Annotated in this window: 12 protein-coding genes and 1 other annotated feature; all 12 genes read left to right on the plus strand. The window is 46.5% G+C overall.

Annotated features, from left to right (window positions below):
- Nucleotides 1–124 precede the first annotated feature (124 nt).
- Nucleotides 125–1,387, plus strand: coding sequence for a cell division protein FtsA (gene ftsA, locus MKY63_RS17825; protein ID WP_036683637.1), 1,263 nt, complete (start codon nucleotides 125–127; stop codon nucleotides 1,385–1,387).
- A gap of 61 nt (nucleotides 1,388–1,448) precedes the next feature.
- Nucleotides 1,449–2,570 carry a cell division protein FtsZ gene (ftsZ, locus tag MKY63_RS17830; protein WP_076129065.1) on the plus strand — a complete coding sequence of 374 codons (1,122 nt, stop codon included), beginning with the start codon at nucleotides 1,449–1,451 and terminating at the stop codon, nucleotides 2,568–2,570.
- 269 nt (nucleotides 2,571–2,839) lie between these two features.
- Nucleotides 2,840–3,787 carry a sigma-E processing peptidase SpoIIGA gene (spoIIGA, locus tag MKY63_RS17835; RefSeq protein WP_036683940.1) on the plus strand — a complete coding sequence of 316 codons (948 nt, stop codon included), beginning with the start codon at nucleotides 2,840–2,842 and terminating at the stop codon, nucleotides 3,785–3,787.
- Nucleotides 3,788–3,879: 92 nt separating this feature from the next.
- Nucleotides 3,880–4,602, plus strand: coding sequence for an RNA polymerase sporulation sigma factor SigE (gene sigE / locus MKY63_RS17840; RefSeq protein WP_036683937.1), 723 nt, complete (start codon nucleotides 3,880–3,882; stop codon nucleotides 4,600–4,602).
- 78 nt (nucleotides 4,603–4,680) lie between these two features.
- Nucleotides 4,681–5,463: an RNA polymerase sporulation sigma factor SigG gene (gene sigG, locus MKY63_RS17845; protein WP_036683631.1), complete on the plus strand. Its 783-nt coding sequence runs from the start codon at nucleotides 4,681–4,683 to the stop codon at nucleotides 5,461–5,463.
- A gap of 130 nt (nucleotides 5,464–5,593) precedes the next feature.
- Nucleotides 5,594–5,938 carry a YlmC/YmxH family sporulation protein gene (locus MKY63_RS17850; protein WP_036683628.1) on the plus strand — a complete coding sequence of 115 codons (345 nt, stop codon included), beginning with the start codon at nucleotides 5,594–5,596 and terminating at the stop codon, nucleotides 5,936–5,938.
- 104 nt (nucleotides 5,939–6,042) lie between these two features.
- Nucleotides 6,043–6,900, plus strand: coding sequence for a peptidoglycan editing factor PgeF (gene pgeF, locus MKY63_RS17855; protein ID WP_036683625.1), 858 nt, complete (start codon nucleotides 6,043–6,045; stop codon nucleotides 6,898–6,900).
- Nucleotides 6,901–6,903: 3 nt separating this feature from the next.
- Nucleotides 6,904–7,590 (plus strand): YggS family pyridoxal phosphate-dependent enzyme, encoded by a 687-nt coding sequence (locus tag MKY63_RS17860; RefSeq protein ID WP_036683622.1) that lies wholly within the window; start codon nucleotides 6,904–6,906, stop codon nucleotides 7,588–7,590.
- A gap of 11 nt (nucleotides 7,591–7,601) precedes the next feature.
- Complete coding sequence (sepF, locus tag MKY63_RS17865; protein WP_036683619.1) at nucleotides 7,602–8,042, plus strand: cell division protein SepF; 441 nt, start codon at nucleotides 7,602–7,604, stop codon at nucleotides 8,040–8,042.
- 58 nt (nucleotides 8,043–8,100) lie between these two features.
- Nucleotides 8,101–8,316: a YggT family protein gene (locus MKY63_RS17870; RefSeq protein WP_051491301.1), complete on the plus strand. Its 216-nt coding sequence runs from the start codon at nucleotides 8,101–8,103 to the stop codon at nucleotides 8,314–8,316.
- Nucleotides 8,317–8,325: 9 nt separating this feature from the next.
- A complete protein-coding gene (locus MKY63_RS17875) occupies nucleotides 8,326–9,108 on the plus strand; it encodes a YlmH/Sll1252 family protein (RefSeq protein WP_036683613.1) in 783 nt (260 codons plus the stop codon).
- 227 nt (nucleotides 9,109–9,335) lie between these two features.
- Nucleotides 9,336–9,848, plus strand: a complete 513-nt coding sequence (locus MKY63_RS17880) for a DivIVA domain-containing protein (RefSeq protein WP_051491297.1) — start codon at nucleotides 9,336–9,338, stop codon at nucleotides 9,846–9,848.
- Nucleotides 9,849–10,033: 185 nt separating this feature from the next.
- Nucleotides 10,034–10,308, plus strand: a binding site (T-box leader).
- The last annotated feature ends 312 nt before the right edge of the window (nucleotides 10,309–10,620 follow it).

Below are 10,620 nucleotides of genomic sequence, written 5' to 3' on the forward strand. Positions count from 1 at the left end.
TTCAAAAAATTTGTAGAAAAAAGAGGGAAAGGATTAGGTATGTTGAATATGTACAGAGAAGTTTCCCGGGACCGGGATAAGGTAATGCAATTAATTATGATTATAACAGGAGGTGCCATAGGACTTGAGCAACAATGACATCATTGTTAGTTTGGACATCGGTACATCCAAAGTTCGGGCAATAATTGGGGAAGTTACCAATGGAACCTTTAATATTATTGGCGTTGGATCTGCTGATTCGGAAGGAATACGTAAAGGCGCGATTGTAGATATCGACCAAACTGTGCAATCGATCAAAAGTGCTATAGATCATGCAGAGCAGATGGTGGGTATTCAAATATCAGAGGTTTATGTAGGCATTTCCGGTAATCATATTGGCCTGCAATCCAGCCACGGTGTTGTGGCCGTTCAGAATGAGGATCGTGAAATCGGCGATGATGATATCGATCGCGTAATTAAAGCTGCGGAAGTCATTGCTATGCCTCCGGAGCGTGAAGTGATTGATGTTGTTCCCAAACAATTTATCGTCGATGGTCTTGAAGGAATTCAAGACCCGCGCGGAATGATTGGTGTTCGTCTGGAAGTTGAGGCAACAATCATTACGGGTGCTAAGACGCCAATACATAATCTACTACGCTGTGTTGAGAAATCAGGGCTGAAGGTAAAGGATCTTGTGCTGATGTCTCTTGGAGCTGGTGGATTGGCGCTGTCCAAGGACGAGAAATCGATGGGATCTGTTCTGGTTGATATTGGTGCGGGCTCAACAACAATAGCCATATACGAAGAGGGTTCTCTTAGTGCAACCTCCACGATTCCGATCGGAGGAGAATTCGTAACCAATGATATTGCCTACGGACTTCGGACACTTACTGATCAAGCGGAGAAGGTAAAACTTAAATATGGTTGCGCATGGATTGACGATGCAGCCTCAGACGTTGTCTTCAAGGTATTGCGCATTGGCAGTAACGTGGAGAAGGAATTTAACCAAGAGGATCTGGCGGCAATTATCGAGCCAAGGGTGCAAGAAATATTCCACCTGATTCGTCAAGAAGTTAAACGGCTTGGTTACAGTGAACTGCCTGGAGGTTATATACTTACAGGTGGGACTGTCTCGATGCCGGGTGTATTGAAAGCTGCTCAGACCGAGCTGGCTGCATCTGTACGCATCGCCGTGCCGGATTATATCGGTGTACGGGACCCTGGGTTTACCGGCGGTGTCGGTATTCTGCATAATGTTGTCCGTAGTTTCCGAGCAAGAAACAGTGGTGGAAGCAGCAACAAAAAGACGGTCAACCGGAGCAAGCAGAACGCCACTCCGAGTCAGGAAACTGTTCAGAAGCCCGGATTTGTGGAGCGTCTAAAAAATATGTTTAGCGAGTTTATATAAGTGTAAGTCCAGATATACTTGGACCGGCCATCCAAGCACATTGAGGGGGAGATGGAACAATATGTTAGAATTTGATTTTGAAATGGAGAGCTTGGCGCAAATAAAAGTCATCGGCGTGGGCGGCGGAGGTAGTAATGCTGTCAACCGGATGATTGAAAACGGCGTTCAGGGTGTAGAATTTATTACGGTTAATACAGACGCCCAAGCGTTGCATATGGCCAAATCGGAGCACAAGCTGCAGATTGGGGACAAGCTGACCCGTGGTTTGGGTGCAGGCGCCAACCCTGAAGTCGGTAAGAAAGCAGCGGAGGAATCCCGTGATCTGATTTCGAATACCCTTAAAGGTGCAGATATGGTATTTGTTACTGCAGGAATGGGTGGCGGTACAGGTACAGGGGCGGCGCCAGTTATAGCTGAAATTGCTAGAGAATGTGGAGCCCTGACTGTGGGTGTAGTTACTCGCCCGTTCACTTTTGAAGGAAGAAAACGTTATAACCAGGCAATGCTTGGAATCGAAGCTTTGAAAGAAAAAGTCGACACGCTAATCGTCATTCCAAATGACCGTTTGCTTGAGATCGTTGATAAGAAAACACCGATGTTGGAAGCTTTCCGTGAAGCAGATAATGTTCTCCGGCAGGCTGTTCAAGGTATCTCTGACCTAATTAAGGTTCCTGGTCTGATTAACCTTGACTTTGCGGATGTAAAGACGATCATGACAGAGCGCGGTTCAGCGCTTATGGGAATTGGTATAGCAAATGGTGAGAACCGTGCGTCTGAAGCAGCACGTAAAGCCATCATGAGCCCACTCTTGGAAACGTCTATTGAAGGCGCCCGCGGCGTAATCATGAATATTACGGGAGGATCTAACCTCTCCCTATACGAAGTCAATGAAGCGGCTGAGATCGTTACATCCGCCTCTGATCCTGAAGTGAATATGATCTTTGGTGCGATAATTGATGAAGGCCTGAAGGATGATATCAAAGTAACAGTAATTGCTACTGGCTTTGAACATAAACCATCACCTGAAGCACCAGGACGCCGTCCGGTCTCGACGAATAACGAGCCAGCGGCAGCACCGGATAAGAACGCTGCTAATCTGCGTCCGTTCGGGAATCAGAATACGTCAGATCAATTAGATATTCCGACGTTCCTGCGTAACCGTAATCGTGGCAACAATGACTAATTAAATATTTTTATTAAGAGATATGAAGCAGCGTATTCCCCAGCTAATAGAGCTAGGGCAATGCGGTGCTTTTTTTTATGTGAAATGTTGTTCAGTAGGAATAAAACCCTCCCGCGCTATAACTCGACAAAAAAACCTTAAGAATGCCCCCCAAGTTTAGACAGACTTTGAAAGCGAGACTTTTTATACTAATCATATCGTCCAAAAAAACAGAGCCTGATCCATTTTGGCTACAGGATAGATTCCGCCATAGTAAGCAGGTGAATGCACTGGTTGTTTATATTGACTTGATATTCGCCGCCAATCTAGTGATCGACGGAATTCTTTTGTGGCTGACAGGCTGGATGGTCAAGCTGAGGATATCATGGTGGCGGCTAGTCCTCTCAGCTCTGGTTGGTGCGCTCTATGTGGTGATGATGTTTGTGCCGGAGTTGTCTTTCATGTATACCTTCCTCATTAAGTTTGGATTGTCGGTGGTTATGCTATGGATTGCCTTTGGTTTTGGGAGTCTGCAAAGCTACCTTCGCACTATGGGAGCTTTTTATATTATCAACTTCGCAGCTGCTGGTGGGATTGTAGGTATTCACTATTTGCTGCAGAGCTCCGGTGATATTTGGAATGGTATTATGTTCACTGCTTCAGGAGGGCATGCTTACCGCCTAAAGATTGGTTTTTGGTTTGTAATTGCAGTATTTCCCCTGGTGTTAATCTGCTTCAAGGCAGTGCACTCCTCACGAATCAGAAGGGAGCAGCTTGAAACCTATATCGGTGAGGTGGTAGTAGAAATTGATGGAGTGACTGTTTCCTGTCCCGGCCTGCTAGACACAGGTAACCGGCTTTGTGATCCTTTGACCCGCATACCGGTGATGGTTATGGAATCTTCGCTCTGGGAGGGACATCTGCCTGAAACATGGAAAGGTAGACTCACTCAGGACGGAGCGGACAAACTTTTACTAGAAACGGACGGGCAGTCGTTTGCTTGGCAGGACAGGATGCGACTGGTGCCTTACAGGGGAGTTAACCGGGGGGCATCATTTATGCTTGCACTGAAGCCTGATCAGGTGACGATAAAGCTTGGTGAAGATATCTTTTATTGTAAAAGAGTCTTGATCGGGCTGGATGGTGGGACATTGTCGGGGGATGGAGCCTATCGGGCTGTAATACATCCTGATTTGACTCAAAAAGAGAGCGCTATTGATGCAGCACTGCCTTCCTAATCTTTAAAGCTAGCTGAACCAAACTTCTGATGGCTGAAAGCGGGATTTGAAAGCTTCACACGCGAACCGTGCACTTCTTGGAGGAGGAACAAATAATGGTCAAATGGAAAATTGCTCTGCAGCTGCAATATTACCGCATGCTGTTTCTACTAGGGCTGAAGAGTCAGGAAATCTATTATATTGGTGGGAGTGAGGCACTTCCTCCACCGCTGACACGGGAAGAAGAAGAATATCTGCTTCAGCGGCTGTCTAGCGGCGATGCAGCTGTTCGTGCGATGTTGATTGAGCGCAATCTTCGCTTGGTAGTATATATCGCTCGTAAATTTGAGAATACCGGCATCAATATCGAGGATCTGGTTTCGATTGGCGCTATTGGCTTAATTAAGGCTGTGAACACTTTTGATCCTGAGAAAAAAATAAAACTGGCTACTTATGCATCCCGCTGCATAGAGAATGAAATCTTGATGTATCTGCGGCGGAACAGCAAGACACGGAGTGAGGTTTCTTTTGATGAGCCGCTTAATATTGATTGGGATGGCAATGAATTATTGCTTTCTGACGTATTAGGAACGGAAAATGATACCATTTATCGGAACATAGAAGAACAGGTTGATCGCAAGCTGCTGCAAAAGGCACTGGAAAAGCTGAGTGACCGGGAAAGACTCATTATGGAGCTGAGATTTGGCCTGCGCGGAGGCGAAGAAAAGACACAAAAAGATGTGGCCGATCTGCTTGGCATCTCCCAATCTTATATTTCGCGGCTGGAGAAAAGAATTATCAAGCGGCTGCGCAAGGAGTTTAACAAGATGGTGTAAGGTGAAATTAGCAAGGAATAAAATGGCGAGCCCGGGAGATAATGTACAGTAATGTTTCTCCTTGGGAGGTAAATCATCATGACCCGTAATAAAGTCGAGATTTGCGGTGTGGATACTGCTAAGCTGCCTGTTCTAACGAATGTGGAAATGCGGCAACTGTTCACTTCGCTGCAGCAGCAGGGCGAGCGATCCGCCAGAGAGAAATTGGTAAACGGTAATCTTAGACTTGTTCTAAGCGTTATCCAGAGGTTCAATAATAGGGGAGAATTTGTTGACGATTTGTTCCAGGTGGGTTGCATCGGTCTGATGAAAGCCATTGATAATTTCGATTTATCACAAAACGTTAAATTCTCCACATATGCAGTTCCGATGATTATCGGTGAGATTCGGCGTTACCTGCGTGATAACAACCCGATTCGGGTATCACGTTCTCTCAGAGATATCGCCTACAAGGCGCTCCAGGTACGTGATAGTCTGACCAATCAGAACTCGCGGGAACCGACGATATTCGAAATATCAGAAGCGCTGGGTGTGCCGAAGGAAGATGTTGTATTTGCTCTTGATGCCATTCAGGATCCAGTGTCCTTATTCGAGCCGATCTATCATGACGGCGGCGATCCTATTTATGTAATGGACCAGATTAGCGACGATAAGAATAAGGATGTGTCGTGGATCGAAGAAATTGCATTACGTGAAGCGATGCGTAAGTTAGGACAAAGGGAGAAACGAATTTTATCCATGCGGTTTTTCGAAGGGAAAACACAGATGGAGGTCGCAGACGAGATTGGCATTTCACAGGCACAGGTCTCACGTCTGGAGAAATCTGCGATTCAGCAAATGCAAAAACACGTGAAATCTTAGAGCAGTAGCCATGAGGAGATATTCCAGAATCCGGGTTAAGGATTTTGGGTTGTCTCCTCTTTTTAATGCATGTTGACAAGCTTCCGGATCATATATTGGACTATAGGTCGGATTGTACAGGGGTGGTGAGATGAACGAGGATTATCAAGGGTCTGCCAAAAAAATGAAAATCTCAGATTTTCAGACGAAGGATGTTATCAACATTGTAGATGGCAAGCGGCTGGGGCAGATTAGTGATCTGGAGCTTGATTTGCGCCGTGGTGTCATTGATGCCATCGTTATACCCGGATACACTCGGTTTATGGGATTGTTCGGAGGCGGGACAGATCTGATTATTCCATGGCGGAATATAGTTAAGATCGGGTCCGATGTAGTACTCGTGAAGATTGAAGAGTCGCGGATGTCTCCGGGACAGGAAGAGCGTGAAACGATGTATCTGGAACGGGGAGATCGCAGCGAACGGCGCACTTATTAATTAGGTGCGTTTTTTGTTTTTTTATTTAAGAATTTAGGCGATCAGGCTTAACCGTCACTTTGTACGGGTATTTACATGTGGTACACTAAGGCGGAGGTGAGGAAATGGAACCGTTTGTGCAGGGGAAAGAAATGCTTATGCTGCTCCATCTGGAGCCTTGGCGAGTGGAGCATAACGAAATTACAGCGGGGTTTACTGGTAGACAGGGAGGGGCTAGCAAGGCGCCCTATGACAGCCTGAATTGTGCGTTTCACGTTGGGGATGCTCCTGAAGATGTCCTGAGCAATCGGAGAGCGCTTGCCGAAGCTCTTGATTTCAAGCCGGAAGCATGGACCTGTGGAGAACAAACTCATGGGGCAGAGATAGCTGTAGTAAGGGAAGTAGACCGTGGGCGGGGACAACAGGACAGAGCATCGGCATTTCAAGCTACGGATGGTCTGCTGACGGATGTGCCTGGGGTTTTGTTGACTTCTTTTTATGCGGATTGTGTGCCCCTTTATTTTTATGATCCCGTGCGTAGAGTCGTCGGTCTTGCGCATGCAGGCTGGAAAGGAACGGTGGCTCAGATTGCCGCAGCTATGGTGAGTAAGCTGCAAACGGTATACGGCAGCCATCCACATGATATTGTGGCAGCGATCGGTCCATCCATTGGCGACTGCTGTTATGAGGTGGATGATTATGTGATGGAGCATGTTCGGCAGCTGGAGGGCAGCTTGAATGAGGGGATAGAAACTTTCGATGCTGTGGAGCTTTACAGAGCCTCAGAGACTGATCAGAGTAAATACTTGCTAAACTTGAAAGAAATGAATCGACGCATTATGATAAAAGCAGGAATATTGCCGACTCATATCGAATGTACAACATGGTGTACAAGCTGTAATCGTGATTTGTTTTTTTCTTATCGTAAAGAAAACGGTATTACAGGCAGAATGACGAGCTGGATCGGAATAAAGGAGAGTTGAAAGTTGTCTTTAACACTGCAGGAGAGGATTGCTGAGGTAGAGGAACGTGTAGCACGTGCCTGCGCGGCAAGCGGCCGGGATCGTAATGACGTCAAGGTAATTGCAGTGACGAAATATGTTTCTCTGGAAATGGTATCCTCCGTATTGGAGGCAGGCCTAGAGCATGTTGCTGAGAGTCGCTGGCAGGATGCTGAGCACAAATGGAAGGTTTTAGGGGACAAAGGGACATGGCATTTTATCGGGCATTTGCAAACCAATAAGGTTAAAGACGTTATTGGCAAATTTCAATATATACACTCTTTGGACCGGATGTCTCTGGCGCAAGAATTACACAAAAAGGCGCTTGCTGCTGATCAGGAAGTGAATGTGTTTCTTCAAGTGAATATCTCTGGCGAAGATACGAAGTTTGGTCTGTCACCTGAGGCAGTACCTGGATTTTTACGTGAAATCGCTAGTTTGGACCGCGTTAAGGTAATTGGACTTATGACGATGGCACCTTTAGAAGGTGATCCGGAGCTTACCCGTCCTGTATTTCGCGGACTTCGTGAGCTGCGCGATGAGCTTAATCAACTTGCTTTGACACCTGAGCCGATTACGGAGCTGTCCATGGGAATGTCGAATGATTTTGAAGTGGCGATACAGGAAGGAGCCACCTGGGTACGCCTGGGTACGGTGTTAGTAGGCCATTAGGAGGGATCGTGATGAGCGTTATGAACCGATTTATGAGTTTTTTGGGCTTGCAGGAGGAAGAGGAAGTTGTGGAGCGGGAGCAAATCCACGAAGAGGATGAGTATGAGCCGGCCCCTGTAGAAACCCGCAAAAATCAGAGGGGCAACGTTGTCAGTATCCATTCGCAAAAAAATGTCAAGGTTGTATTATATGAACCACGTTCATATGATGAGGCACAGGAGATTGCTGATCATCTCCGTTCGCATCGGACGGTAGTAATTAACCTGCAGCGTGTTCGCAATGATCAAGCAATGCGAATTATTGATTTTCTCAGCGGAACTGTTTATGCCCTTGGGGGAGGAATCTCTAAAATTGGGGGCAATATATTTATGTGCACTCCAGATACTGTTGAAATTCAAGGCTCCATTACAGAAATCCTAGGTGACGATCAAGACTATAACAGAATGAGGTGAATGGGCTTTGCTTCAAATTGATTACATTATCGATATTTTGTTTAACATTTATTTTTACATGATTATTTTCTATGTGCTAATGTCCTGGTTACCCAACGTTCGTGATAACTTCATTGGAGAACTGCTAAGCAAACTCGTAGAGCCGTATTTAACACCTTTCAGACGGTTTATTCCACCGCTCTTCGGTACACTTGATATCTCTCCAATTATTGCATTACTTGTCTTGGAATTCGCTGCAGGCGGACTTAAATCTATCCTGCATTTGATTTTTTAGGCAATTGTGATGAAGAACGAAGTTTACGGGCATTTTCATCCCGATGAACGTCAATTTGTGGACAAGGCCTTCGAATGGGTTACCAACGCTGGAGAATATCATGAGACTAAATTAACTGAATTTCTCGATCCCCGCCAAGGTTTTATTCTGCAAACTTTAGTTAACCGCCATCCTGATGTGATTGTTAAATGGGAAGGTGGACATGCTGAGGCAGAGCGGAAGCGAGCGCTTGTCGCTCCTGATTATCGTGACCTGGATCAGGAAGACATGGAGCTGAAGGTGCTTGCAATAACCTCAGGGGAGCAGAAGTTTCTGGCTCTGGAGCATGGGGACTACATGGGTTCTATTCTGGGGCTGGGCGTTAAACGAGGCAAAATCGGTGATATTCATGTTCTGGACGATGGTTGTCATGTTGTAGTCGCTGCTGATATTGCAGATTATTTAGCTATGAATTTAACTGGAGTGCACCGGATACAGGTAAGTACGGAAGTATTACCCCTTTCCGCCTTGCGTAATAGTGAGGTTAAGCTGGAATTGATGGATTTGACTGTAGCATCCCTGCGATTGGATGGCATTGCCGCAGATGTAACACGGCTTAGCCGAAGCAAAATTCTTGCTCCCATCAAGGCTGGACGTGTTCGGGTAAACTGGAAAGTGGAGGAAGACCCATCCTGCGGTCTTAAGGATGGTGACATGGTATCTATTCAAGGCTTTGGTCGCTTCAAGGTTCTAGAGGTCGGCAGTTTGACGAAAAAGGGCCGATACCGTGTTCAGATTGGTAAATTTGTGTGAATCCCTTGCAGGAATACGGTCTTACTTGTCGAAATTGATTATTTCGAGGGAATCAAACATTTTTAAAGCTGGACGCCGATACTTTTAAGAAGAGGCGGACCATGAATGGCAGGCGGAACACAGGAACACCTTCTGCCTTTACTTGAAGTACAGTCTTTCTTCTTTGTCTGCCGCTTAGTTGCGATTTAGAGATAAAGAAGGTCCGAAATTTCTAGGAGGTGCACAGCATGCCATTAACACCGCTCGATATACATAACAAGGAGTTTTCTCGGAGACTTCGCGGTTATGATGAGGACGAGGTCAACGAATTTCTGGATCAAGTGATCAAGGATTACGAAAGCGTCATCCGTGAGAACAAGGAACTGCAGAATCAGCTTTTGTCTATTCAAGAGCGTCTGGATCATTTTGTGAATATTGAAGAAAGTTTATCGAAGACGATCTTAGTCGCTCAGGAAGCGGCGGATGATGTGAAGAACAACTCCAAGAAGGAATCCCAGCTCATTATCAAGGAAGCGGAGAAAAACGCCGATCGTATTATTAACGAAGCGTTATCCAAATCCCGTAAGGTTGCTATTGAGACTGAAGAATTGCGCAAGCAAGCTTCGATCTATCGCACTCGTTTCCGGACATTAGTGGAAGCTCAGCTGGAGCTGTTATCACAGGATGACTGGAATGCCTTAGAGAGTCGTGAGGCGAGCGAGAACGTAGCTTTCAAGGATGATGTTCTTCATCGCATCTAAAGGTTTCAGACGATAATTGGCTAAATAGAGGGAGCTATTCCCTCTATTTTTATTTTCCGATAAAATAGACCATAATAAAGTGAACTCCATGTGCAAGTACGCTCATAATAGCTAGATTGGGCGAATGGTTGTTGACATTTAGATTCAAAAAGTCTATAAATAGAACATATCTGTATAATGTTTATATGTATTCGATGACGGGACAAGTACGACAAGGTAACGTTCTCCAGAGAGTCGGCGATTGCTGCGAGCCGATTGTTCGAACCCTGCCGGAAGATCTTCCCCTAGAAGTTAAGCTGAAGCGTTGATCGTGCGTAAGCCTAACCGTCTGCCGGACGTTACACCGGACCTGTGCACAAGATTTACGCGCAGGACTGAGATTGTGCTGAATACACTCCCCTTAAGGATGTGCTCATGCGCAGAATTAGGGTGGTATCGCGAGCGTCGTCTCGCCCCTTTGGGGGTGGGATGACGCTTATTTTGTTGTTCCGGGGCGGCCATCCCCCTAAATCCCCCTTTCTAAGGGGGACCCCAAGGGCTGCCGCCCTCTGGACACCCGCAAAGTAAAGCCTCGTGCAAATAGGTACGGTGGTGGAAACAAACGGACTCATGTGGCTGAACGAGCGGCCCTTCTTAGGCTCCCCTGGCGGGTTCGCCTGCGGGGCCTTAACGGCAAGAGCGGTGCGCGACCAGCTGCGCAAGGTCGCGAAATGGCGCCCCGAGCGATTGCTGCCCTGCGGGATCGCGGCTCGGGAGCCAGGGCAAGAGCGGT

The organism is Paenibacillus sp. FSL R7-0189 (assembly GCF_037969925.1).
Lineage (GTDB): Bacteria > Bacillota > Bacilli > Paenibacillales > Paenibacillaceae > Paenibacillus_AQ > Paenibacillus_AQ odorifer.

Excerpts from the sequence above, each read along its gene's own strand:
- ftsZ (WP_076129065.1), top strand. The coding sequence starts at position 1,449 with ATGTTAGAATTTGATTTTGAAATGGAGAGCTTGGCGCAAATAAAAGTC.
- sigG (WP_036683631.1), top strand. The coding sequence starts at position 4,681 with ATGACCCGTAATAAAGTCGAGATTTGCGGTGTGGATACTGCTAAGCTG.
- MKY63_RS17850 (WP_036683628.1), top strand. The coding sequence starts at position 5,594 with ATGAACGAGGATTATCAAGGGTCTGCCAAAAAAATGAAAATCTCAGAT.
- pgeF (WP_036683625.1), top strand. The coding sequence starts at position 6,043 with ATGGAACCGTTTGTGCAGGGGAAAGAAATGCTTATGCTGCTCCATCTG.
- sepF (WP_036683619.1), top strand. The coding sequence starts at position 7,602 with ATGAGCGTTATGAACCGATTTATGAGTTTTTTGGGCTTGCAGGAGGAA.
- MKY63_RS17870 (WP_051491301.1), top strand. The coding sequence starts at position 8,101 with ATGATTATTTTCTATGTGCTAATGTCCTGGTTACCCAACGTTCGTGAT.
- MKY63_RS17875 (WP_036683613.1), top strand. The coding sequence starts at position 8,326 with ATGAAGAACGAAGTTTACGGGCATTTTCATCCCGATGAACGTCAATTT.
- MKY63_RS17880 (WP_051491297.1), top strand. The coding sequence starts at position 9,336 with ATGCCATTAACACCGCTCGATATACATAACAAGGAGTTTTCTCGGAGA.